We start from the raw sequence: 26878 nt of genomic DNA on the forward strand, positions 1-26878 counted from the left end.
AACACCATGAAACGCACCATTATCATCCAGTTCGATATAATGCATACGATAAACCTGCTTACACCAAACGTAATGAGCGGCAATTCTTCTCATAAGTATAATAAACAAATAGAGAGATTACTTAATAGAATCCTTAGGTAATTCGGCAAGCTCCTTACCATAGTTATATTTCATCAAGCTTAAGCTATCTATATACACCTTATAATAAGTCGTATCCATATTATCCATACGGATATATCCAAACACACGCTTTACTTTCTTAGTTGGTATAGTCTTCAAGATCGTCTCGTGATATCCATCTTTCGTGATCTTACTATTCACCGTCAAGGTCGTATCACCTTGGTCTGCGCTTAAACGTACCTCCGGCTTATAAGCCATTTTGTTATTCAATCCCCAGACACGCATGCCCAGCACGAAACTACTGCCCGAGGAATAATTCGTTTCCGGACGTATATCGAAAGTCACCCCATTAAATACAGAGGTAGGAGACAAGACCAGATAAGAACGGCGAGGCCAAATATCCACAGAATCCCGGTTCGATACCGGCGCAGCGTCCGCCTGCACATCCCCTAAGTTATTGATCCGTTTATTAAGATCGGCCAAGACCCGGTTGTAGACCTCCATATAAATATCCAAGTTACGGCCGTACCACACCAACGAGCTATCATACACCGCCTGTGTAATATCATGCTTACGGAATACAGACTCATACAAGGCAAGCTTCATGGTATCGGATTTATAAGTATTATAATCCACATTTACCATGGCCTCAGCCAGCAACATATCCGTCAAGACACCCTGCATCTTTTTCTCCGACAGAATACCATCCGGAACCTTACTACATGCCGCCAGCAACGTCGTGGCTAATAAAGCCATACCATATATCCGTAATTTTCTCCGCATTTATTTCTCTTCTTTCGAAAGGCTAGCCGACAAAGTATGCCGATAAAATATTAACAAAAGGAAAACTCCCACGCAAATCGCCGAGTCCGCCAAATTAAAGATCGGACGGAAGAAAACGAACTCCTGTCCACCCCAGATCGGAACCCAATCCGGGAATACGGTCTCTATCAATGGGAAATAGAACATATCCACCACCTTACCATGCAGCCAAGAGGCATAACCACCTCCCTCCGGCATAAAAGTAGCGAGTTGCCCGAAACTATGGTCGAAGATCACGCCATAGAATATCGAGTCGATTATATTACCCACCGCCCCCGCAAAAACCAAAGATATACAGGCAATAAAACCGAATTTATAATTTTCTTTAACCAGCTTATACAAATAATATCCGATAAACAATACAGCCACGATACGGAATACGGAAAGGAATAATTTCCCAATCACCTCTATACCGAATGCCATACCCGGATTCTCAGTAAAATAGAGATAAAACCACGGAGTTATCTCTATACTCTCATGCAACTGCATGTGGGTCTTAATCCATATTTTCAGCACTTGGTCAAGAAGAAGGAGCAGTATTATGATTAACACTGCTCCCCAACCTTTAGAATATCTCATTTACTTTGCACCTCCTTGTTTTGCTTCGATACTTAAAGTCGCATGAGGCACAGCACGTAGCCTTTCTTTCGGGATCAATTTACCAGTCTCCCGGCAAATACCGTAGGTCTTATTCTCGATACGGATCAAAGCGGCCTGTAAATTCTGGATGAATTTCATCTGGCGTTGCGCCAAACGGCCCGCCTCTTCCTTCGATAACGTAGAAGCGCCTTCCTCCAGCACCTTGAATGTAGGAGACGTATCAGCCACGTCGTTACCGTCGGAATTCGTAACCCCTGATCGCAAAAGCTCGTAATCCCTCTTCGCGATTTCCAGTTTCTCTAATATAATAGCGCGGAACTCCTCGAGCTCAGCGTCTGAATATCTTGTCTTCTCTGCCATGGTTCTAAAAAAATTTAGGTTCAACAATCGTTCAAATATCAATCAAAAAGAAGAATTAAGAATGAATATAAAATCATATTATTTCTTCTTTGCATGCAAAGATAATATAATTATCGATTTTCCTATATTTCATTCCTAATTCTTCCGCAAGAAATGCTATTCTATTTTTAAGCTTTCTCGATCTTTACGGACAATTTAAAGTCCTCGAAATCGAGTTCCGTAGCGTCGCTGATCGCATTATCCATGATTTCGATAGATTCCGCCAATACTTGGTTAGCGATATAATCCTTATAATCATAGATCGCCTCATCCATCTCCTCGCAAGAAAGAATGGATACATGGATCTTATCCGTTATATCGAAACCGCTGCTCTTACGCAAGTTCTGGATACGATTCACCAACTCACGGGCCAGCCCCTCCTTACGCAAATCCTCGGTTACGGTAATATCCAAAGCGACTGTCAAGCGACCTTCATTAGCGACCAACCAACCCGGGATATCCTCAGAGATGATCTCTACATCTGTACGCTCCAAAACGGCCTCCTGTCCATCTACCATCAAGGTAAACGTTCCGGCTTTCTCGAAAGCGTTGATATCTTCTTGGCTCATCGATTGAATCGTGGCGGCCAACGCCTTCATGATCTTTCCGTAGCGCGGGCCCAACTTCTTAAAGTCCGGTTTGATCTTCTTCACCAAGATACCTGCCGTATTATCCACGAACTTCAGCTCCTTCACGTTCACCTCGTTCAAGATCAGGTTCTTCACAGCCTCGATACTCTCTTGTTGATGAGCGTCTACAACCGGAATCATTACCGTATGCAACGGCTGGCGAACCTTGATATTCACCTTGCGGCGAAGAGCCAATACCATAGAAGAAACATCTTGAGCCATTTGCATACGCTCTTCCAAATTCTTGTCGATCTTAGACTCGTCGTAAACCGGGAAATCGGACAAGTGTACGGACTCAACGTTCTCACGTCCCGTAACAGCGACCAAGTCCAAGAATAACTGATCGGCATAGAACGGAGCGATCGGAGCCATCAACTTAGCCACTGTCTCCAAGCAAGTATATAAAGTCTGGTAAGCGGACAACTTATCCTCCGTCATACCACCACCCCAGAAACGGCGGCGGTTCAAACGCACATACCAGTTACTCAAGTTATCATTTACGAAATCAGAGATAGCACGTCCGGCACGAGTCGGCTCGTAAGCCTCCAAGTAGCCATCCACATCCTTCACCAAGCTGTTCAACAGAGAAAGGATCCAACGGTCAATCTCCGGACGCTTGCTCCATTCCACATCCGGATCGGAGTAGTCGAAGCCATCCACGTTCGCGTACAAAGCGAAGAATGAATACGTATTATATAATGTACCAAAGAACTTACGGCGAACTTCCTCGATACCATCGATATCAAACTTAATATTATCCCATGGAGAAGCGTTCGTGATCATGTACCAACGCAACGGGTCCGAACCATACTTCTCGATCGTAGAGAATGGATCAACAGCGTTGCCCAAGCGTTTAGACATCTTGTTTCCGTTCTTATCCAATACCAGACCGTTAGACACGACAGCCTTGTAAGCCACGCTATCAAAAATCATGGTACCCAGAGCGTGCAGGGTAAAGAACCAACCGCGTGTCTGGTCAACACCCTCAGCGATAAAGTCAGCCGGATAGATCTGACGATTATCGAACTCCTTCAAGTTCTCGAACGGATAGTGGATCTGGGCATAAGGCATAGCGCCGGAATCGAACCATACGTCGATCAAGTCTGTCTCACGCTTCATCGGCTTACCAGAAGCGGAAACCAAGATAATATCATCCACATACGGACGGTGCAAATCGATCTTCTCGTAATTCTCCTTCGTATAATCTCCCGGAGCGAAGTCCTTGTAAGGGTTAGACTCCATAAAGCCGGCCTTCACCGATTTCTCGATCTCGCCAAACAACTCTACCACGGAACCGATACACTTCTCCTCGCTACCATCTTCCGTACGCCAGATCGGTAACGGAGTACCCCAATAACGGCTGCGGCTCAAGTTCCAGTCTTGCAAGTTCTCCAGCCATTTGCCGAAACGTCCCGTACCCGTGCTCTGCGGTTTCCAGTTGATCGTATTGTTCAACTCGATCATACGCTCACGGCAAGCGGTCGTACGGATGAACCAGCTATCCAACGGATAATACAATACCGGTTTATCGGTACGCCAGCAATGCGGGTAATTGTGGACATGCTTCTCGATCTTGAACACCCGGTTCTGGGCCTTCAGCATCATGCAGATCTCTATATCTAACGTCTCATCTTTATCCGTCTTCGTATCATCGTAAGCGTTCTTCACGAATTTTCCTTGCCATGGATCATAATCAGAGGCGTTCATACAATTTTGTACAAACTCCGGAGCCAAGTCTTCCAGCTTATAGAACTTACCGGTCATATCCACCATAGGGCGCATATTTCCATCCTTATCCTGCATCATCAAAGGAGGAACCCCGAATGTTTTCGCCACACGGTTATCGTCCGCACCAAACGTCGGTGCGATATGTACGATACCCGTACCATCCTCTGTCGTAACGAAATCACCCGTGATCACACGGAATGCACCTTCACCCGGATTTACCCATGGGATCAATTGCTCATATTTCATACCGGCCAACTCGGAACCCTTCCACTCACCTACTACGCTGAAAGGAACCAGCTTGTCACCCGGTTTGTAATCAGACAAAGAAAGCTCCGCAGCTTTCGGATTGAAATAAGCAGACAATAAATCTTTCGCTATAACAGCAGTCATCGGGATACCCGTGTAAGGATTATAAGTCTGTACAGCCAGATAAGTAATATTCGGGCCTACGCAAAGCGCCGTATTGGAAGGCAACGTCCAAGGAGTCGTTGTCCATGCCAAGAAATAAGGATCGCCGAATTGTGCCATCTCCGGTTTCGGGTCCAATATATGGAACTGTGCCGTACAAGTCGTATCCTTCACGTCACGGTAACAACCCGGTTGGTTCAACTCGTGCGTGCTCAAGCCCGTACCTGCGGCGGGCGAATACGGTTGGATCGTATAGCCTTTATATAAAAGACCTTTCTTATAAAGCTCTTTCAATAGATACCACAAGGTCTCGATATAGCGGTTATCATACGTGATATACGGATTCTCCATATCCACCCAATAACCCATCTTCTGCGTCAGATCCTCCCACTCTTTCGTGAACTTCATCACGTCCTTACGGCAAGCGGCGTTATACTCAGCGACAGAAATCTTCTTACCGATATCTTCCTTCGTGATGCCCAAAGCCTTCTCCACGCCTAACTCGACAGGCAGACCGTGTGTATCCCAACCCGCCTTACGATTCACCAAGAATCCCTTCATGGTTTTATAGCGGCAAAAAATATCCTTAATCGAACGGGCGATAACATGGTGAATACCCGGCATACCGTTTGCGGATGGAGGGCCCTCGTAGAATACGAATGTAGGATGTCCCTCTCTTGTTTCAAGACTCTTATGGAAGATGTCTCCATCCTTCCATTTCTTCAGCACCTCTTTATTTACGTTCGACAAGTCAAACTTAGAATATTCGGTAAATTTCTTACTCATATCGCGATGTATTTATCTTGCTTCTAAAAAATTGCCGCAAAGTTAGTGATTTCTTTCGAATTAGACAATATGGAATTTTCATTAATGAAAGCACGGGTTTCTTCTGCGTGAAACAAATTTTAGTTAAAGCAGAAAAGTAACAGTATCTGATAAAATCCTATTAGGAAACCTACCGGCTCTCTCCTACTTTTGCCCCTGAATTTAAATCTAACACCTACTAATAAAATGAACATTAAGAGTAAATTCGGTTATTTATGTTGCGCCTCCCTATTGACCACTAGTTTATGGGCACAAGACGTATTGATTTCCACGAGGAATACCTCATTATTGCTAGACGCACCTGTCGGCGGAGAGGTAAGATTCATCTACTATGGAGACAAGTTATCCACTTCCGACGCGGCTACCTTGCTCGAGACCGAGCAGAAAACATTTTCCGCTTATCCGGTCTACGGCTTGAATTGCCCCTCCGAAAGCGCATTGTCCGTTACCCATGGCGACGGGAATATGACCCTTCAACTGGAAGTCATAAAAGTAGATACACGAAAAGAGCAAACGGCAGATATCACAACGATCCGATTAAAAGATAAAGTGTATCCTTTTTATATGAATCTCTGTTACAGAACCTATCCGGACGCCGATATCATCGAGACTTGGACAGAGATCACGCATGAGGAGAAAAAAGCGATCACCCTCAATCGTTTCGCTTCCGCTTATCTGCCGATCCGGAAAGGAGACGTATGGGTTTCCCACTTATACGGCTCATGGGCAAACGAGGCTCAATTGGCACAAGAACCGTTACGACCGGGCATCAAGATGATAAAAAACAAGGATGGTATCCGCAACTCCCATACCGCCCACGCCGAAGTGATGATCTCCCTAGACGGAAAACCAAAGGAAAACACCGGTTCCGTTATTGGCGCCGCCCTATGCTATAGCGGTAACTACAAATTATTCTTCGATACGGATGATAGCGACTATCACCATTTCTTTGCGGGAATAAACGAGGAGAACTCGGCTTACACCCTCAAAGCCAAAGAAAGTTTCCGTACACCGGAATTGGCGCTGACTTACAGTAAGGACGGCTTAAGCGGAAGCAGCCGAAATTTCCACGCATGGGCACGCAAACATAAGATAGCGAATGGAGCGACCGCCCGGAAAATCTTACTAAACAGTTGGGAAGGTGTATATTTCGATATCAATCAAGAAGGTATGGACCAAATGATGAGTGATATCCAGTCTATGGGCGGCGAGTTGTTCGTCATGGACGACGGCTGGTTTGGCGATAAATATCCTCGTAATAAAGATAACTCGTCCTTAGGGGATTGGATGGTTGATGCCCGAAAACTACCAAGAGGCATCGAGGGCCTGATCGCCGACGCCAACAAGCATGGTATTAAATTCGGTATCTGGATCGAACCGGAAATGGCCAACACGACAAGTGAATTGTACGAGAAGCATCCGGAATGGGTATTGAAAGCTCCAAACAGGGAAATCGTCCTGGGGCGTGGCGGTACACAGGTCGTTCTTGATCTCTCCAATCCCGAGGTGCAAGACTTCATATTCGGTATCGTCGACAACTTGATGACAACATACCCGGAGATCGATTATATCAAATGGGACGCCAATATGAGCATCCTGAACCATGGCTCCCAATACCTGCCTTCGGATCAGCAAAGCCATATGTATATCGAATATCACGAAGGATTCAAGAAAGTCTGTGAGCGTATCCGAGCCAAATACCCGGATTTAATCCTACAGGCTTGCGCCAGCGGTGGAGGCCGGGCAAATTACGGGGTCATGCCTTACTTCGATGAGTTTTGGGTAAGCGACAATACCGATGCCTTACAGCGTATCTATATGCAATGGGGCACTTCTTATTTTTTCCCGGCTATCGCCATGGCCTCACATATCAGCGCCGCCCCTAACCATCAAACATTCCGGGTCATTCCCCTGAAATATCGGATCGACGTAGCGATGAGCGGCCGTTTGGGCATGGAGATCCAACCCAAGAATATGACAGAAGAAGAGAAAACACTTTGCCGTAAGGCGATCGCCGATTATAAGACGATCCGTCCCGTCGTGCAATTCGGCGATATCTACCGTCTGGTTTCTCCGTACGATCGTTTGGGAGTAGCTTCCTTGATGTACACCTCACCGGAGAAAGACAAAGCCGTATTTTATTGGTGGAAGACCGAGCATTTTGTCAACCAACATTTACCCCGTGTAAAAATGAACGGATTATCCCCAGACAAGAAATACAGAGTCTGCGAACTGAACCGGATCGACAACGAGCCTCTGGCCTTCGAGGGTAAAGCTTTCACCGGGGAATATCTCATGGCGAACGGACTGGAAATCCCTTATAATCACATTGTCGATTATCACAAGCAGAATGATTACTCGAGCCGAGTGCTTTATTTGGAGGAAGTTAAATGATGAATAAATCATTCTCCTTCCAAAGCGATCAATAAAGCGATCACCTCCGAATAATTAGCGGTTCCGGCAGGTATCTTATTGCCTTTCAGGAAAAGATTATAGACCACGTCTTGCGCCTCGCCGATCAGCGGGCTGTATAGGGATTGCCAATAGGCTACTTTCTCGTTATACAAGTCCTTGATCTCGGGGCGTAATCTTTTCTTCCATGCCTCAAAAGAGTCCTTATCCAAAGCCACATATGCGTTGCTCAACACATAAGGCAGCAAAGAGAAGTAACCTGAGAACCGGATTTCCGGCACGGAAGAACTCGTGCATATTAAATAACTGTATAGATTAGCCTCGGCCTCGTTGGATATACTAAGCGCATGAGCCATCTCATGGGCGTAAGTGGCGGGATATTGCACGGGCAAGAGCTGGCCGTTCAAATTGAACTCCGTGAAAAACGGCCCCATATATCCCATCACCCCTACTCCACTCATCAACCGGGAGAACAGCATCGTTTTAGGATGAAGATAGGTTCCGGGAGTGGTAAGCCCGAAACGAGTAGGCAATTCCCGATACCCTTCCTGCACCGCCTCTTTCACGACCTCCCGATCGATCGTCTCTATCGGAACCCATGAGGCGTTCAGGGAATCCGTGTAGGCATCCAAGAAGGATTGGAAATGTTCCGAGGAAAAAGGCACATAAGTGGTTTGCGTACGAGTGAAAAAATCTTCCCGGAAATAATTCAATCCCCAAGCGATATAGAACCAGACATACACCCATGCCAGATATTCCACGACATGACTTATTGTCCTCCCGATCCTCCGCCTCCTTATAATCGCATACGACAGATACCCTAATAACCCGGCGATGCTACCATAAATAAAACAATCCCCTACGGAAAAAGGGAACAAGCAGGAGAAACGAGATAGCATACCCGATACCCATGGATAAATCGAACGGGAATACCATTCGCCTAATCTGGGATTTCCCATCACGATCCATACAGAGATGAGAAGGATCGCCAATATAATCCAACGAACACGTATCTTTTTTAGATATTCAAGCTTAATCATAGGAGGCAAATATATCATATCCTTTTCAGTCCACCAAATCACAGATCTTCCCTTCCGCACTTGATCATGGGCAAGTCTCTTTCCGCACCGAAGTATCAAGATTTGTTATAAACTAACACTTGCATCCTGTTATTTCCATTTATCTTTAAGGAAAGATGCAAAAAACGTTTTCGTCTATATAATATAGCTTGGTCAAATACTAAACCGGAACATTGCAACACATCCAACAGTTTTTCCGGCCCATCGGCAACATAGCAATCTGCTGCTTCTCCTTTCAAGTGTTGGCTGGTAACGACCCCGCCAGCAAGACGATTTACCTTCTCATTCCGATATCCACTCAATATAGCAATCGGTGCCCCATACAATAGACGTAATGGTTCCAATAAACCAACTGCCAAATTTTGAAGCGCTAGACATGCACAAGGAGGAGGCTGATTATTTATCGCATTGTCCACGGCAATACCACTATAAGTAAACTCATCCAAACAAAAATGCTCTGTTAACCTTTTATCATGTCTTTCCATAATTTTCAATTATTAATTTTCAATTTATAAGAGTAGTCCACCCCAAAAAGGGCTCCGGCAAACGTACTGATCTCACCGAAAGCCACCAGTACACTGTTATCGATCAATCCTTGCGGATCAATCCAGAATCCACTGAAGAGAAGTGTGATCCCGCTCATTGAGAGCAGGATCGCAACAATTAATTGAACCGTCAAACGCCTCATAGCTCTTAGATTTCATCCGGACTTTCACTATCACTCCCGTTTCCACCCGCATCTTCTTCATTCGGAAGCGCAGTTTTCTCAAAACTTGTCCGGCTCTTGGCTACCCGTAGCGCCTTGCCCGGGTAGAACCGTACTTTCGGCTCCCGAATCAAGTTCGTCGAAAACGTCTTCTCATCCGGCACCCCCGACGATCCGAAACAAAAGCGGAAAAGCCCCAGCTCACCTACACTGACACGCCTGCCATGCTGTAAATGACGGACCAACACCACATTCATACGATCCAGAACCGCCTTCACGCTAGCGCTACCTACACCAGAGCTATCCGCCACCTCCTCCGCAAATTCATCGAAAGTAACCAGATCTCCATACACCATTTGAGCGTATACCTTTTCAGGAATAGATTCGTGATCCTCACCTAGATTCTTTCTCATTACCAATTTAAATTTCAATGCCATAACTATACGTTTTTAATGAATAAATGAATGTAACCATGCTTCGAACACATGACAAAGGTATAATAGCCACAAAGCCTAACTTAGATGATGCAAAACAGTTAACGGCGTAGCAGCCAACACACACATTCCCAAATCAACGAAAAACACACCAAATTTCATCGACTTCAATCCACGTACATTTAACGTTTATCAATAAAGAATCACATCTCATCCGTTATTTCCCTCTTCCCCGCCAGTTCCAGAATATCACTTGGTAATATATTCAATGCGCTCAAACGGCTAGCCAAGGATTTCGGCAAGACCTCCGAATTAGGATCCGATAAACTCCGGACGAAAAACGCCATACATAAACAAGCCGCCAAATGAGAATAAGGCAAACGCCCATCCCGATCCGTAAACTCCACCAGCTTCGCCATCCGCAAAAACAAGTCCGGTCGATGCAACTCATAACGGGCATTCTTCCACGGCGTATGCCTTGTCAAATACCACACCATCAAGTTCTCCCCTCGCTCCCTATCCAAATAACCATCCACCAATCTCCGATATCCCATCGGCAACTCTTCATAATGCCCGAAAGCCAGCTTACAAAACCCCAGCAAATGCCTTTCCCTATCTTCCGCCGACAATCCGGCCAGACGTACACTAAACAACTCAACGGTAGGCCAACCCCGAAACTCGCCCAACAGTCCCTTCAAATCTTTCATAAGATTTTTCATTTCCACGATCACAGGGGGAATATTTATCCCTGCACCGCAGAAGGCCGAATCCCACATTATATATACGGATCATCAAGGCATACATAAAAACAGAACCGGCCTCCTTACCTCCCCGAAGGGAAAAAGAAGACCGGTACAAAATCTTTATTCTATATCGATTCTACAGTCTATTCTATCATCTACACATTCATCATCGCACCTTTGTGGTTCTCATTTCTTGCAAACACTTCCATGGAAGTTCCTCTTTCTTTTTTGGCGTTATACCGATAAGCATATCGGCGATATGTACTCCCATGATTGACACCATGGGAGTTGAAGACATAGAAGAGGAGATATATCCCCTTATTACTCAAGTTCAACACTCGCTATCCTCGGTTCAAAGCAACAGGTCGGACGAACGCAGACTATCCTAACGCCACTTGCACGCTGTGGACCAACCTTCATAAAGGTCGCAATCACACTCGTCTTACCATGAAGGCCAAGAGGTCCTATATTTGCTTCATTCACACGTCTCGTTATTTCCTGCTCCATCTCGCTTTGAAAATCATATCTACCATCCACTTGAGCCTGAAGCATCATAGATGTAGCTTCAAAATGGCTTCTCCCAACACCCACAGCCAACGTGCATGGTGAACATCCGAGCTGAGTAACACCTTCTGTCGCCCAGTTTACGATTTCATCTAACACCACCTGCGTATTGTGCTTATGGAATACACGGTAAGTTTTTGCCCTAATAGCAGGACCGCCACCGAACATCAAAATGTGCAGTCTAATAACATTGTCTTGACAGCGTCGGATTAATATCGGAGCAGGCTCCACTCCCGCACTATCAGGATTCAAACCACCGGACTGATCAATTCTATGGCTGTCATCCCCCATAATGCCCATTGGTCGTCCAGGAAGTCTACGCAGACCTTCTGCAATTCCTTCCCTAATAGCGTCCAGCATCCGACCGGTCACTGCCGCATCCTGACCAACCTCCAGCACCATGTGCGGGATACCGGTATCATCACAAAGTGGACTATGATTTTTCTCCGCAGCTTCCGCATTCGCAAGTACGGTCTCCAAAACCCACTTAGCCCTCTCGTTATCTTCCGATGCGATTACTCTTTTATAAGCTTTCTTCTTATCTTCTCGGAAAGTGGAGCCTGCCTCTACAAGCGTATCGCAAACAAGCGAAACTATTTTCTCATAATTCTTATTCATAAATGCTCCTCCCATGTGCAGCCGCAATAATAGCCGGATATTGTACTACTTTCAACTGATATAACGCTTCCATACCAAGTTCCGGGAAAGCCACAAGCTTCTGCTCAATGGTTTTATCTGCAAGCAAGGCCGTCACTGGCGGGATAACCGCATAAACAGCATTATATTTATGTAAAGCTTCCACTGTTTCCTTATGGATTGCCCCTTTGCCAAGATGCAGCTTGATTCCCGCTTTACTCAATGGTTCCATACTACTCTCAATCTCCAGTTTATTACTGGATGTAGGTCCCACACCTGCAGGGCTGACCGCAGTATGGAAAATAACATTTCCTTGCAGAGAAATACCAAGCCCATCTACTTTGCCCTCTTTTACCATTTTAATGACCTTAGGTAGTACAGCATCACGACCACAGAGGATATAACCGGTTATGGTGACGGTATCTCCAACTTGCAAGATTGCCGCTGCTTCTTCAGTGATTGGTGTATGTATTTCAACACTCATGATATTCTCCTTGTCATATTACTCATTTACAGCAAACAACTTAACATAAGCACCTTCATTCTCAATAACGCTAAATGCACGTGCCCTGTTGTAAACCTTCTTCGCCCAATTGGTGTGCGGCTTGATTTCATTCATCTTATTGCCGCCAGAACTCTTTACCACACCACCGCCTGTACCGAGAATCTGACAGGCATCGTCGTACTCTTCCTTTGTAACCGCCATCAATGCATTGACAAACTTCACATGGGTGGGATGGATGACAGTACGCCCAACAAATCCATTCGCTTTATCTTGAATGACCTCCCTAAGCAGTCCATCAATCTCATTATTTACAATGGGCAACCTCTTCATCAGATAGTCCTCAATGCCATGATTCGGAAGCTCCTCAAACATCAATTCCTTTGGAGCACGAAAATACTCCCAGACAGGACCGGAAATTACATAATCATTGTCGCGTCCACAAACATTGATGATATCAGACAAGCACTCACGCACCGCCATAATATCATAAATCGAATAATCGACACCACGACGCACACCAAATACGGAGCTAAAATCCGTACCTCCGACACGAACCTGTAGCACCAGATCACGATACTTGTCCAAAATCTTTTTAATACCCATCAACTCTATCATGCGAGTTTCTTTATAAGCAACTTCCGCATCCTCAATAATCGGCATACCATAGAGGATCTCACCAAAGCGGTCATTCAGATCTCGTAGGTATGCATAATATTCATAGCCATTCTCGGCGTTAAATTTCGGGAAGTTAATACCACACAAGGACTTAACCTCCTGTTTCGTCAACCTTTCTCCAAATGCCTTGAACTGAGCAAGATTACGAATACGGACAAAGATCAGCGGAACCTTATCGGCATCCAACGTTCCATTTTCCACAGCTTCCGTTACCGTTGCCAACAGATGATGAACGTTATCCATAGCTTCTGGAACTTTTTCTTCCGGGCAGGCATCCTCAAAACAGAGAACTATGGTTGTCAGACCTGGTATTGAGTTATTTAATATTTTTGGAGTAAAGTCCTTGAACCCCGGCATGTACATGGTTGCTCCAAGGCAATACTGAAGCAACTCACGGTCAGTATACTTATTAAAATGCTCAGGTTCCACTACAAATTTGAAACCCGGATTATATAAATGATGTCTCATGATTATTCTTTTCTTTTCCTTTTCTATCTATTCGTCTGAACTTCAATCTTAATATCTTAAAGTAGACTGCCTCTCGGAGACCAAACAGCTTCCGGATAATACTCATCGATCATGCGCTTCACAAGGCAGCACTGTTTTGCACGCTTACGCGCATCGTCCTCGGTACTGCTCCAGCTGTGAGTCACAGCCACGGAACCTCCGGTCTTAAGGTAAATCGGTGCGGCTATACGGATCATTTCCGGCACTTCGTAATGACGGATAAACCCACCTGTGGATTTCGGGTTTTCGGTATGAATGTCGATTGGACAGTCCACTGCCTGACGCATAGCCGCTAACATTTGGAGCTGAATGTCACGAACAGGATTTATAGAGTCTGCTCCAATTCTTTCCAACAACTTTGCGGAACAAGGATTTCCGTGTCCCGTATGGGCAGATACCTTAAAATGACAGTCCATAGGAATCTCTCCTGCTTTGCGCATTTCGTTCAATGCCCACAGGCATCCTTCATCATAAACAAGGAAGCTACGGCATCCGAGACGAGCGGCACGTTTCACATCCTCTATGGCGCGAACAATCTGCTCCTGACCACGCAAACGATACCCCATACGAACACCCTCCTCCGTATGTACCGACGCAGACGTGTCCGTGGTTGCACGGGGGCCGATGGCAAGAATCAGATCAGTCTGCCATTTGTGGGCAAGCTCCACCATCTTACCAATCTCCTCATCTGTCAAACGTATAATACCCTGAGTCTGCGTCACACGGTGCAGGTACAAACCGTACCCATCCATTGCCTCCAAAAGAGCCTGCATTACTTTCGGGCCTTGAATTCCGGGAACTTCAAAGCGGTACTGGCCACCATCCGCAAATCGTTTTTCAGAAGTAGGCAAATCGTATGCATCCCCTCCGGGGAGACCGATTGACTTCAGAAATTCTCTTGTTTTTTCCATACTGTTCATGATTATATTTCTCCCTTCCGATTAATACGGGACTTTGTTTTGTTACCCATTATTATTTTTATTCGTTCAAATCATCTATCAGGTCATTTATCACTTTTCTGTGCTCAAACACAATCGGTGGCAATTTTCTGCTCAATCCCTTATGAATTCGGCAATCAATGAAAGACGCCTTGCTACAATCACGTAGAATTTCCAAAGCCTCCTTCAGCTCCACCTTTGTTGTTACAGGATGTCCGACCGTCGTATATCCGCATGCCTCCGCTATTTTGGTAAAGTCAACCTTATGACCGGCAGATGGTTGCCCGCCCACAGACTCATGCGCTCCATTGTTCAAAACGATATGCATGAAGTTTGGAGCATCAAGCTTGCTGACCATTGTCATTGCTCCCATATGCATCATGCAGGCGCTATCACCATCCAAAGCAACAACCTTCCGTTCAAGTCTCTCCAGTGCAATCCCAAACGCCACAGAGCTTGCATGTCCCATAGAACCGACATTGAGAAAGTCATGCGCTTTTGTTTCGCCTCTCTTTTCTCGCAAGAAAAACAGTTCTCTAGTTGCTCTTCCTGTCGTTACGGAATAGATGGTATTCTCCGGCATATTGTTCAAAATGATTTCCATTGCTTCTTCCCTACTCATTGGATAAGTATTGTCCACGTTATTCGGCTTATCACTCGCCGCCATGACACCCTTTGGTGCGATCAAACCGTAAGGCTGTCGGGATTCTTTACAATATTTGACCGCCTTCTCCACTGTTTTAGCAAACTTATCATCGTCATCATCAAGGATGGTGTAGGGGATGTGCATGATTTCCAGCAGTTCGGGTGTAATCTCCCCCTGTAGCTTATGCTGCGGATGATTCGGCTCAGAGTTTCCTTGCCCACGCCAGCCGACAAGTAAAAGCATAGGAACAGCATACACATCCTTATCCACAAGACTTACCAAAGGATTCACCGTATTCCCCAGTCCACTGTTCTGCATATAGACAAGAGGAATCTCTTTTGTTGCGAAATAATGTCCAGAGGCAATACCTACCGCATTCCCCTCATTGGCCGCAATGATATTTCTACTTCCACAATTGTTTAGGGCATAATTACAGAAACCATTCAAATAAGAATCCGGTACACCCGTAAAGAATGTAACACCATGCTTTGCCAACACATCAAATACTCTTTCTTGATTCAGCATTATTTCTTCTCTCCTCCCACAGAGCCTTTACCTTTATACAAAGTGAAGTATTCAGGACAATCCGCTTTACAGTGCTGCCAGGCTTTTTCAAAAGCATCCACGACCGCATCCGACAAGGGACCCGCTTTCACTGTTTCCATATTCTGCTTCAGGTGATCCGCCTTGGAAGCACCGATGATAATCGCATCCCCACGTTCCACATTCAACATAGAATGATAAGCAAGCCAGCGATAAGTTGCTTCAATAGTAGTAATACCCTCTTCCTCGCAGGCCAATTTGATAATTTCCACTGCATCGAAATAGCTCTTTTTCCAGTAACGCTTCTGGTAGTTCGGACGATGCGTGAAGCGCCCATCCATCGGAGCGTCCTCATATCTTCCATAACGTCCTGTAAGTAATCCGCCAGCCATCGGATTATAGGCATAGAAACGAATCCCGAAATGATTCAAGCATTCGTTCAGCTCAGTTTCTGCTTTTCTAGTCAAAGGATTGTAAATACCCTCGAACACAGTCGGCAATACCCAACCGTTTTTATGGCAGATATGCCATACATCCACAACCATCCATGCCGGAAAATTAGAAAGTCCTAACTCTCTGAATTTTCCTTCTCGATAGAGATTATTACAGGCCTCCAAAACGTTTTCCACCGGCGTTGCAGGATCGGGAAAATGAAGATAGAAAATATCTACTACAGGAACCCCTAGCCTTTTTAACGACTCGTTTAGTTGAATATAGGCAGCTTCTCCGTCCAACTTACCGGTAATCCGAGGATTCACTTTTGTTGAAATTTTATACGGGCTGCGGAGTTTAGGCAGAACCTCTCCCAACAGCTTTTCACAGTTCCCTTCGTTGTAGACATATGCCGTATCAAGCTCCTCATATCCCGCATCTAGAAACATCTCTACAAACTCATCCACATTCGGAGCGAATACGGACTCTCCGAATGTCATTGTTCCAAGTACTAACTTCATTCTATATCTTCTTTTATGATTTTTATAACCCTCCGAACTTTCGTTCCTTCAATATCAACCAACATATACACTTCATCTCCAGAAAGTCACTTTCCTTATAAATATCCATACTAATTTTTTAATATAATTAAACGTCCAAATCCGCTCCGTCCATTTCATTCCAAAAATCAATATGCACATCAATACGTAAAAAAAAGACGCAGCCATATAAAGCACAACTTTAGAAAATTCCTCGTTTTCTGTCATATGAATCAAGAAGAATGGAATAAAAGCAAACAAAGAAGATATACCAATCGGATATAAGACTTCTCTAAAATAACAACGATAGGAAATAGATATTTTACTCAAGACAATCCAAATTCGTATGCCCTGTGTAAAAAGTTCAACAAAAAGGTAGATACACATGACAATTTCTGGAGAAATATGATAAAATTCCAATGCCAGATAAGCAATAGGAACAGTCAATAAAAGAGAAGTCCCTTCGTATATTTGAAATTTCTTTATATCCCCCGTCGCATGAATTGCATCAATCATAGCACCACGTAAAGGCCATAACAACGCAACAATAAACATTATACGCACAAAACCAGCTGTATATTCAGGCACATTTCCTAACCACATTTTTAATATTGGATTTATGCATAATGTAAGTGGCAAAACTATTAATAGCATCAAAAAAAAGCCATACTTTGAAGACATAATAATCAATTTATGCATATATAGTATATCAGACATAGCATATGATTTTACAATCTGAGGTCTAACTGCTGTTTGAAAATTTTGCACAAAAGAAACAACAGCAGCTTCTACTTGGACAGCAATAGCTCGTGCGGCATTGACTGCAGGGCCAAAAAAAAGATTTAAAAGTATATTAATACCCTGTGTATATCCCACAATCGCAAAACTTCCATTTAATGTCCATCCTACATAAGCAAAAATTTTTTTCAGCCATTGTACATTCCAAACTAACTTAACCTTACATTCCGGGAAATGGATAGAACAATAATAGCCATATACTATCCGTATTAAAAATTGAACAACAAAGAGAAGTACAGCATATATAATTAATTTATCCTGAGACGTATAAATCAAAGTCCATGCCACTAATAATTTTAGAAAAACCTCTATTATAGAAATATAAGCAAAAGCCCCCATCCGCTCATGCGCAATAATCAAAGCATTATAAGGTATATTCACAAAAGTAACAACTGCAATTAAAATAGAACTATGATACACCCATAAAGCAGCGGTCATTCTTTCTGCTGGTATAACCAATTTATTACATACAAACCACAAACCAACAGTCTCCCCTACAAGAACAAGAAGTCCAGCCAAAAGAAGATGAATACAGATCACTGTTGAAAAAATTTGTTTCAATTCTTCCTTGTCGTCCTTTCCTAAAGCAAATGTGATAAAACGGGTACTGGCTCGTGACAATGTATTAACTATAATATTCAGCATTGCTACTACACCTCCAACTACATTATATATCCCAAAATCTTCAACACCCAAGACTTTCAATACTACACGTGAAGTATAAAGGGACACTAACATTATCAAAAGCATCCGAATATATAAGAAAAACGTATTTTCAGCAATACGTTTATTATTTTTGGTAATATTATTAGAACCTACTATCATTACACTAAATAGAGTTTATAACAAGCTATCTCACATATCTATTATTCTTTGTCATGCAAACATTAACAAAAATAAAGATCAGCAAAAATGGTCCCCAAGAATTAAAATACAAAAATGATCCAAAAAAAGCATCAAATGTAGCTCTTGGGGCTTTGAATATTGCGTCTATCATAAACAATCCAATCGCAATCCTCCATATATTCCCTCTATTTACCGCATTTTTTAATAAAACACACAACAAAATACCATATATAACATTGCCTAAGAATACCCCAATATAACCAAAATCAACATATAATTCCTCCAGATAACAGGAACCATATCCCATACCCGTCAAATAGGTAGTTGGATTAGCATTATACGAAACAAAATCAGCAAGATATGTCCCAGATATTGCAGTTTCCAATGATTGCCGTCCAAATTCAAAGTTCAAATTTAAATTCAAAAGATGATCAATCCAACTATCTGATAACCACTTTAAAGTATTATATAATGAATAATAAGCATCAGGATTCAACCTTGTTTCAAATAACTCTGTATATTTGATAACATTTATAGAGGTTCCTTGGCGAACAAAAAAACCTAGTAAAGGAGAATATGCGGAAGCTGTACCCACCGCATGTTCTGATCTAATATATTCGAATAAATACATAAACGTTAATAATACAGGAACTAATACACATATATAAATCAACTGTTTTTTGTTAATCCAAGGTTTTCTTTCAGGATTAACTATATTTCGTAGCATCATATAAGCAAATATGATCAAGATTCCAGTCATGAAATAAATTCGTCGCCCTGTTCCTAATGACAATAACAGATAAAAAAAGTACATTATAATAACTATTTTAGCTTCTCCTTTTTTGGGCATTGTTGCTAGATACAAAAAGAATGCAGATGGAGCCATATAGCCAAACACTCTTATAAGAGCAGGCACTCTACTTGAATATGACAAATAGTAACTAATATATCCATATTGAACAACATAAAGAACATTATCTAACAAGATAAGCATCCATAATGTATATGATACAAAAAATAAATATTTACTAACAGTTCTTACGTTCACGTAATAAGTACTATTATAATCCACTGCTATAAAAACATGCTTATTTCCTTGTGCTTTATCTGCCAAAAAATATCCCAACATCAATCCTGTCAGCCCAATCAATAAAATCAGATCAGTATGTAATTCTATATCTTCTGAAAAATCGTAACCATACACATTAATAAACTTATCGAGTAACTGTCCACCTAACAAGAAAGTAAAGAAACAAATTAAAAATGAAAATAAAAAAATATTATTATAAATATCCTTTACAGAAAAATAAATACCTAATAAAAACACCATGCAAGGAAGAATTACTACTACTGAATAATCTTTTACGGCAAGAATATATATCGAAATTAAAAAGAATGCTAAGCTAAATCGAAATATAATATTAAATTTCAACCTGTCTACTTTTATCATTTCCACTTAATTAAAATTATGAAAATATTTTTCTTCCATAAAACTTCAACAAATACCTCCAGTATACAATAAAATACATATGATTACTCATTAACCAAACATAAGATTTCAAATACGAGGTACCACTTATCTCAGAGATGACATAATTCAAATCTTCATCCAAAACTATCTCATACAACTCTTTTCTTAACATACCCTTACTCTTCTTTTTGGATACATTACTTAAAGCAACCAAAGAACGCTGTACAAGCATTACCCCTAATCGTTTCTTAATTTCCTCATCTTCCGGAAGTTTTTCTAATAGCCCACAATATATTTCTTTCACTGAAAACCAATAATTCGGTACATATGTATGAGTCAAGGAATTATCTATTTCCATATAATGATAAAGAGGTTTATCTCCTAGTAAATACAATCTCTTTATACGGAAATGAAGCTGCACAAAAAAATAGTAATCTTCACTTCGTATCATCCCTTCTGCATATCGAACTTTAGGATTTTCCAAAGAATCTTTTAATATCATTCTCACCCATGAATAAGGGGGTATTCTTTTAGCAGAGACATCGCTTATTAAGTCAATTGCTATTTTCCTTGCTCCTTCCCCTACATATAATCCAGCATCATATTTATATTCATGTTTTACAATAACGCCAGAATGTTCTTGATCATACCCACAAATAACCATTTCCGCATGATTAGTTTCTGCCGCATTAACCATTTCTTCAATCATACCACATTCAACATAATCATCCGCATCCACAAAAGAAATATATTTACCACTAGCACTATCTATTCCGACATTCCGAGCTGTAGCAGGTCCTGCATTCTCCTGATTAATCAATATAATCTGAGAATATTTATCTCTATATGTTTCACAAATATTCCGACTACTATCAACAGAGCCATCATTTACTAAAATTATCTCTACATCTTCATAAGTCTGTACAACTAAACTATCAAGACACCTACAAAGTGTTTTTTCCGCATTATATACAGGGATAATAATCGAGACTTTAGACATATCAGCATTCTTTTACACGTTAACAATCCTGTTGATCTTTATAACCCAACAATCGCAAATCCTTATCGAAAAACAGCATAATCGATCCGAAAGGTTCATCAACATCAATACCCATACACCTATTTATCAATAAATTAGACATTTTTTCCGAGATAACTCCATATGAACATGCGTACATTTTAACTCGTAAATTATTCCAATCAAGCGATCCTATTCCTTCCCCTTTCGGTATTAATATCGTTTCCTCAAAAATTTCCCCATCACACAATACAACTTTTATTCGGGAACCTCTGATCCCACACGCTCTATCTTCCATCAAAGGATCTGGTACTAATTCTATTTTCGCTAACAAATCATTTATTACAGAATCAATCCTTTCAACCTGAAGATCCTCTATAGAGAAATCTCCATTGTTGAATGCTACAGCTATCGCATAATAAATTGAGAATTTCGCCTCTTCTTGTGAACGTGGATTCCGAATTATTCCTGCCGACTTAATCGCACTTGGATAAATATTTACTTCAATTTTCTCTATAATATCAGGTAAAAAAGTTTTTTTATCCCCCATTCGTTCCCGTATTTTCAGAATACTATCAATACAACAATGTGTATGACGGCATGTTGGATACAGCTTCAAATAACTTTCACAAATTGTAAAATCCACGCCAAGACCTCCCAAAAGGATAGTTTCATCAACATGATCCGTAAAAGCATGAAACCACCCTTTTTTACTCTCCAATGGATTTTGTGAACTCAATAATCCCCTCTCTGCCATTAAAGCAGAAAGAACACCTATCCTTGCCGCATTTGCAGGATTAATCGGCTTACACCTTTGCCCACTCTCATCTATAATAATCAAACCACTAGACTGAATCGCTGCTAAAGACACACTATTATAAACTCCACATCGATCTAATCCCATTAGTTTTGCACAAGCAGCCCCACAAGCCATTGCTCCTGCAATCCCCGTTGAATGAAAACCTCTGTTATAAAGTCCTGGCTGTGCAGCACCTGCTATCCTATTAAAAAATTCATATCCTACATTTATTGCGACAATAATATCCTTCCATGTTACCCCCAGCTTCTCACCCAACGCAAAAACAGAAGATATCACATGGGCTCCGATATGACCCGCAGATTTCCGATTACCATCATCCATATCTGCGCCATGCGCATAAACTGCGTTCATAAAAGCCGCATTAGTCACTGGATATTTTTTCTTCTCAAATAATATTGATGCCTGTTCTGTTCCACTATCTTCTTTTATAATGGACATTACCACCTTATTGAACTGCTTATTAACTCTATATCCTGCTATACTAGCTGCATAATAATCAGCTATAAACAATTTTGTCTGTTCAATGACACAGGACGGTAAATCCTTATATTTAAGCGCAACAACAAAATCAACTAAGATATCAGTATATCTCTTCATGCTCAAACTTACTTATAATATACTAATTTTTTGACAGAGTTTCATATTTTCCCCATCTATACCTTTCAGTTGAATTGCATTATATACTTTATTTATAATCCGATTCAGCTCTTCTCTACTCTTAGCTTCTATATGGAATCTTGCAAATACCTGCTGCAAAGTACCTATCATATTTACTTCATCTCCCACATGAAGCAATTGTATTGTATTAAACACCTCAGGTATTTTTGCTACACGATCCATACCCTCGATTTCAGCAATAGTTCCTTTCTTTGCTAAAATTGAATAATTGGCGAGAAAGCGGCCATTCATATCTACGCTTATTCGTTCGATAAGGTTTTCATCTCCTAAATACATCCGTCCAACAAGTGACGTGTTTATCATAAATTCCAATGGATTCACATCAAAAACATGCTTTGTGATAAAATACGATAATCCTCCTGAAAACCTAATCCCTGGATCATAAGGCCGGATAATTTCTCCATCAACAAATGCTTGTATGAACATAGTTCCATTATAAATATTGAAATCTTTAAGCATTTCAACCATCTTCGAATGCAACGTTTCAAAATATAGCTTCACATGTTTTGATGGATATATAGTACAATCCGCTATTGCTCCTACATTCTTTTGCTCTCTATTAACAAATCGATCATTTATTTCCCATACATATATATTTCCACGATCAAATAAATATTTAATGGTAATCTCCGGACAATCCATATATTTTTCACATAAAAACCGATTTGTCCTTGAATATAATTTCGCTTTTTGAATTGATTGCTTCAATTCTTTTTCCGAATTACATATTGAGATTCCTTTTGACCCGCAACTATCAGCAGGTTTCAAAATAATCGGATAGGCACTTCGGGGTATTTGAACTGAATCAGAATCATTTGACAACTCGTAAGTCTCTACAATAGGAATACCATACTTTATACAGTTTCTCTTAAAATTCTTTTTATCCTGTAATTCAACCCATTGATTACGATTTACATAGAAATCAAGACCTATATTCTCTGCCACATCAACCACACTTGTTATAATGTCCTCATTTCCTATAACCAATATGCCATCAACAGCATGTTCTAACACTATTTTCTTCAGACATTCCCTATCGCAAACATCAATAATATATTGTTCATCTGTCAATGCTTGTATATCTTGCGGTATTGATTTCCCTGCAACTAGCAACTTTATACCATGACTCTTAGTATAGAATGCAATATCAGTTATTGAAGCACTCCCACCTATATATAAAAGACGTTTCCCTTTCAATTCCATAACAACACTTATGTTTTTATCATTATTTAGTAGTAATAACAATATGTTTCATCGCATTTTCGCAAAGATCAATAGCAGCTTGAGCTGTATCCGCTTGAGAAATTACATATCCGATACGATCCACACTACTGCTAATCCGATTAACGACATCGCCTACGGCTTTAGTCAACACGACATGCTCAATACCATTTATGCTATTCACTTTATCAATTCCCGAAATATTCTCAATAACACCATTTGTCTCTTCTATATAACGTATCGCCGCTCCTTTATCAAATCTCGGAGCAATAGAAGGGCATTCTCCCAACGCTATTTGTATAGTAGCTTTCACCATATCAATACCCGTAGACAATGGCACTAAATGTGTAGTAATACAGTCTCCACCCATCCTTGCTCCAAGTTCAATCATTTTTGGTCCTTGATCTGTTAGCATTATTTCCACATGAGCTGGGCCATGATTAATACCGATAGAATTCACGGCTCTTTTTGTCAAATCCTTGATCGCCCTAATATCCTTATAGTCTAATAAGCTAGGCTGGCTATGTCCCATCTCAACAAAATGGGGGCTTCCTGTTGTCAATTTATCTGTAACTTGCAATATATGAACATCTTCATTAACAACCATAACCTCAACACTGACCTCACTGCCTTTTAAATATTCCTCAATAATGACATCACCATTTCGTCCGTTTAGAGAACTATATTGAATTGCATTCTCCAAATCCTTGGAACTTTCAATTAGAACAACACCTCTACTGCCCGCGTTATCCACAGGTTTGCTGATACAAGGATACGTAATTTCAGAAACAACCTTCTTCAAATCTTCTGGAGTGTGAAGTATATAATACCATGGATGTTCTACCCCTGCAACTTCAAAAGCTTTGATCATTTCTCCCTTATCAGTTGCCTTAATCGCCGTATCGTATGATATTCCAACAAGACCTAATTTATGAGTAGCATAGGCCACAGCCCGCATTGGCATGTCTGTGGCCAATGTAACAATACCATCTGCTTTAAATTCTCTTCCGGCTCGATACACTCCCTCTTCATCAATTGTACTCACATTGAAGTATTCGTCAGCATGAGATACACCAATCGCATGTGGGTTAAAATCAGCGACTCCTACATACAATCCCATTTCTTTGGCTTTCAATATTGCTGGCAATTGCAATATTGAAGCTCCTATAATTAATAATCGTTTCACTTATAAATAGATCTTGTTTATCTTATCGATTATCGTTATTTTTCTTTTTAACATAAATATTTTCTCGTTTTATTACAGAAATCATCGTCTGCGACAAAATCTTCAAGTCTAACTTAAAAGAAACATGATCTACATAGTACAGATCATATTTAAATTTATCTTCTTGAGAAATAGAATTTCTAAAATAAGCCTGAGCATATCCAGTAATACCAGGTTTCACATCATATCGTTTTCTTCTTTCTACTTCAACTTCTTCAAATGATTTAGTCGCTAAAGTAGGCCTAGGTCCAACAAAACTCATATCCCCAATCAGGACATTCAAGAATTGTGGAATCTCATCGATAGAAGTCTTCCGCATAAACCGACCTATTGGTGTCACTCTAGGATCATCATGTCCATTGAATGTAGACCCATCGAGATTCCTTACATCCGGAGAATTAACATACATTGAACGGAACTTATACATTTTGAAAGGCATTCCATTACGTCCCCTTCTTAATCCACTGTAGAATATTGGACCTGGATCTGAGATAAGAATAAATGGAGTCATTATGACTATTACAAATAGTACAAATGGCAAAATTATCAACGCAAGAATAAAATCTATTCCACGTTTTACATATCGTTCATACATATTTAAAATTTAATTCAACTACAAAATATACCAATCATATTTCAAAATAAAACCCATTTCTCAGCAAAGAGATTCGAACTATATGATACAATCTTTCAAATGTCATATCCTATCTCATTTTAAACATTCCTTCACGCACTCAATCACATAATCCACATCTTCATCAGACAAGCAGGTATGAAGCGGCAATGTCACAACATTTTTAAATTGCTTATAAGCATTTGGATAGTCCTCTATCTTGAACCCCAATTTCTTATAGCCTGTGTGCATAGGAAGTGGTTTATAATGTACATTGGTCGCAACTCCTAATCCGGCCATTTCCTCTATAAATTTGTTCCGTTGTTCGGCATCTTTGTCATTCAGATTTATAATATATAAATGTCCAGAAGAGACAATATCTGAAGTATAATGCGTTACCACCGTAATAGGTAGCCCCTTCAATCCTTTATTATAACGGTCTATAATTTCTTTTCGACGGGACAAAATCTCATCATACCTTTTTATTTGTCCTAGACCTATGCCCGCACAGACATCTGTCATATTACATTTATACCATGGCCCAATAATATCATACTCCCACGCTCCCAACTTCGTTTTTGCCAAAGCGTCTTTACTCTGACCATGAAGACTCAATAACATATATTGGTGATATAACTCATCATTATCTATCCCTTCAATATCTCTCCAAACAACCGCACCGCCTTCCGCTGTTGTTAGGTTTTTCACCGCATGAAATGAGAAATTCGTAAAATCGGCGACAGAACCTATTGGGAATTTTTTATATGAGGCTCCAAAAGAATGAGCACCATCAGCCATAACAATCACTCGATTCAAGGCTTTTTGAATCGGGTTATCATTTGGATGGAATAAATTCTTTTTCCGTTCTACTATATCGAAAATCGTATCATAGCCACAAGGAATACCAAACAAATCCACCGGGATTATAGCTTTTGTTCTCTCGGTTATCGCCGCTTCTAATTTCTCATAATCCATCGTGAACTTTCCATGCTCACAATCTATCATGACCAATCTTGCCCCCACATGCTCTACCACACTTGCGGTAGCTGTATAAGTATAGGCTGGAACAATAACCTCATCACCGATTCCTATACCTAATATACGCAAAGTTATCTCAGCACATGCCGTATTTGAATTCAAACAAACAGCTTTTGAGGTATGACAACGTTCTGCTACCAGCTGTTCTAATTTTTTAGTTTTAGGTCCGGTAGTTATCCAACCGGACTTCAAAGCATCAACAACTTCACTGATCTCTGCCTCTGTTATATCAGGGGGACTAAATAATACGTGTCTCATGA

At 41.2% G+C, this 26878-nt stretch carries 24 protein-coding genes; 1 reads left to right on the forward strand and 23 read right to left on the reverse strand.

The annotated features are described in order from the left end of the window. Window positions 1–117: 117 nt before the first annotated feature. The 4 genes from CI960_RS12790 to ileS form a co-directional block, all read right to left on the reverse strand. A complete protein-coding gene (locus CI960_RS12790) occupies window positions 118–903 on the reverse strand; it encodes a DUF4296 domain-containing protein (RefSeq protein WP_008771662.1) in 786 nt (261 codons plus the stop codon). Continuing rightward, a complete protein-coding gene (locus CI960_RS12795; protein WP_005855536.1) occupies window positions 904–1521 on the reverse strand; it encodes a lipoprotein signal peptidase in 618 nt (205 codons plus the stop codon). Beyond that, window positions 1522–1902: a TraR/DksA C4-type zinc finger protein gene (locus CI960_RS12800; protein WP_005855535.1), complete on the reverse strand. Its 381-nt coding sequence runs from the start codon at window positions 1900–1902 to the stop codon at window positions 1522–1524. 167 nt (window positions 1903–2069) lie between these two features. Beyond that, a complete protein-coding gene (gene ileS, locus CI960_RS12805) occupies window positions 2070–5492 on the reverse strand; it encodes an isoleucine--tRNA ligase (protein WP_005855534.1) in 3423 nt (1140 codons plus the stop codon). Window positions 5493–5717: 225 nt separating this feature from the next. Between ileS and CI960_RS12810 the strand changes: the two genes are divergently transcribed. Beyond that, on the forward strand, window positions 5718–7925 hold the full coding sequence (locus CI960_RS12810) for an alpha-galactosidase (protein ID WP_005855533.1): 2208 nt from the start codon (window positions 5718–5720) through the stop codon (window positions 7923–7925). Between the two features lie 8 nt (window positions 7926–7933). On the opposite strand, the gene CI960_RS12815 is transcribed toward CI960_RS12810, so the two are convergent. From CI960_RS12815 to CI960_RS12905, 19 genes are all read right to left on the reverse strand, one after another. Next, window positions 7934–8983: a DUF3810 domain-containing protein gene (locus tag CI960_RS12815; RefSeq protein ID WP_036628878.1), complete on the reverse strand. Its 1050-nt coding sequence runs from the start codon at window positions 8981–8983 to the stop codon at window positions 7934–7936. Window positions 8984–9078: 95 nt separating this feature from the next. Further along, window positions 9079–9507 (reverse strand): D-Ala-D-Ala carboxypeptidase family metallohydrolase, encoded by a 429-nt coding sequence (locus tag CI960_RS12820; protein WP_005855530.1) that lies wholly within the window; start codon window positions 9505–9507, stop codon window positions 9079–9081. Between the two features lie 5 nt (window positions 9508–9512). Beyond that, window positions 9513–9710: a hypothetical protein gene (locus tag CI960_RS12825; RefSeq protein ID WP_005855528.1), complete on the reverse strand. Its 198-nt coding sequence runs from the start codon at window positions 9708–9710 to the stop codon at window positions 9513–9515. A gap of 5 nt (window positions 9711–9715) precedes the next feature. After that, complete coding sequence (locus tag CI960_RS12830) at window positions 9716–10165, reverse strand: HU family DNA-binding protein (RefSeq protein ID WP_005855526.1); 450 nt, start codon at window positions 10163–10165, stop codon at window positions 9716–9718. 200 nt (window positions 10166–10365) lie between these two features. Further along, complete coding sequence (locus tag CI960_RS12835) at window positions 10366–10869, reverse strand: hypothetical protein (protein ID WP_036628875.1); 504 nt, start codon at window positions 10867–10869, stop codon at window positions 10366–10368. 357 nt (window positions 10870–11226) lie between these two features. After that, window positions 11227–12087: a fumarate hydratase gene (locus CI960_RS12840; RefSeq protein ID WP_036613479.1), complete on the reverse strand. Its 861-nt coding sequence runs from the start codon at window positions 12085–12087 to the stop codon at window positions 11227–11229. Continuing rightward, window positions 12080–12589, reverse strand: coding sequence for a fumarate hydratase C-terminal domain-containing protein (locus CI960_RS12845; protein ID WP_005855520.1), 510 nt, complete (start codon window positions 12587–12589; stop codon window positions 12080–12082). Before CI960_RS12845 ends, CI960_RS12840 begins: the two co-directional genes overlap by 8 nt. 18 nt (window positions 12590–12607) lie before the next feature. Beyond that, entirely contained in the window at window positions 12608–13753 is a 1146-nt protein-coding gene (locus CI960_RS12850; protein WP_005855518.1) for an HpcH/HpaI aldolase/citrate lyase family protein, read from the reverse strand. A gap of 56 nt (window positions 13754–13809) precedes the next feature. Further along, window positions 13810–14703, reverse strand: coding sequence for a hypothetical protein (locus CI960_RS12855; protein WP_005855516.1), 894 nt, complete (start codon window positions 14701–14703; stop codon window positions 13810–13812). 67 nt (window positions 14704–14770) lie between these two features. Beyond that, window positions 14771–15901, reverse strand: coding sequence for a phosphonopyruvate decarboxylase (aepY, locus tag CI960_RS12860; protein WP_005855514.1), 1131 nt, complete (start codon window positions 15899–15901; stop codon window positions 14771–14773). Further along, window positions 15901–16872: an aldo/keto reductase gene (locus CI960_RS12865; RefSeq protein ID WP_005855512.1), complete on the reverse strand. Its 972-nt coding sequence runs from the start codon at window positions 16870–16872 to the stop codon at window positions 15901–15903. The genes aepY and CI960_RS12865 overlap by 1 nt, the downstream gene beginning before the upstream one ends. A gap of 72 nt (window positions 16873–16944) precedes the next feature. Then, window positions 16945–18513 carry an oligosaccharide flippase family protein gene (locus CI960_RS12870; RefSeq protein WP_005855510.1) on the reverse strand — a complete coding sequence of 523 codons (1569 nt, stop codon included), beginning with the start codon at window positions 18511–18513 and terminating at the stop codon, window positions 16945–16947. Window positions 18514–18538: 25 nt separating this feature from the next. Then, window positions 18539–19984 (reverse strand): O-antigen polysaccharide polymerase Wzy family protein, encoded by a 1446-nt coding sequence (locus tag CI960_RS12875; protein WP_005855508.1) that lies wholly within the window; start codon window positions 19982–19984, stop codon window positions 18539–18541. A gap of 16 nt (window positions 19985–20000) precedes the next feature. Then, window positions 20001–21005, reverse strand: a complete 1005-nt coding sequence (locus CI960_RS12880) for a glycosyltransferase (RefSeq protein WP_005855506.1) — start codon at window positions 21003–21005, stop codon at window positions 20001–20003. A gap of 19 nt (window positions 21006–21024) precedes the next feature. Further along, the gene (locus CI960_RS12885; RefSeq protein WP_005855504.1) at window positions 21025–22440 is read right to left on the reverse strand and encodes an MmgE/PrpD family protein; all 1416 of its coding nucleotides are present in this window, start codon (window positions 22438–22440) and stop codon (window positions 21025–21027) included. Between the two features lie 12 nt (window positions 22441–22452). After that, window positions 22453–23724, reverse strand: coding sequence for an ATP-grasp domain-containing protein (locus tag CI960_RS12890; protein WP_005855502.1), 1272 nt, complete (start codon window positions 23722–23724; stop codon window positions 22453–22455). A gap of 22 nt (window positions 23725–23746) precedes the next feature. Continuing rightward, window positions 23747–24928, reverse strand: coding sequence for an ATP-grasp domain-containing protein (locus tag CI960_RS12895; RefSeq protein ID WP_005855500.1), 1182 nt, complete (start codon window positions 24926–24928; stop codon window positions 23747–23749). Window positions 24929–24950: 22 nt separating this feature from the next. Continuing rightward, window positions 24951–25562 carry a sugar transferase gene (locus tag CI960_RS12900; protein ID WP_005855498.1) on the reverse strand — a complete coding sequence of 204 codons (612 nt, stop codon included), beginning with the start codon at window positions 25560–25562 and terminating at the stop codon, window positions 24951–24953. Window positions 25563–25676: 114 nt separating this feature from the next. Beyond that, window positions 25677–26876: a DegT/DnrJ/EryC1/StrS aminotransferase family protein gene (locus tag CI960_RS12905; RefSeq protein WP_005855496.1), complete on the reverse strand. Its 1200-nt coding sequence runs from the start codon at window positions 26874–26876 to the stop codon at window positions 25677–25679. Window positions 26877–26878: the final 2 nt, after the last annotated feature.

It is taken from the genome of Parabacteroides sp. CT06 (genome assembly GCF_002257605.1).
Lineage (GTDB): Bacteria > Bacteroidota > Bacteroidia > Bacteroidales > Tannerellaceae > Parabacteroides > Parabacteroides distasonis.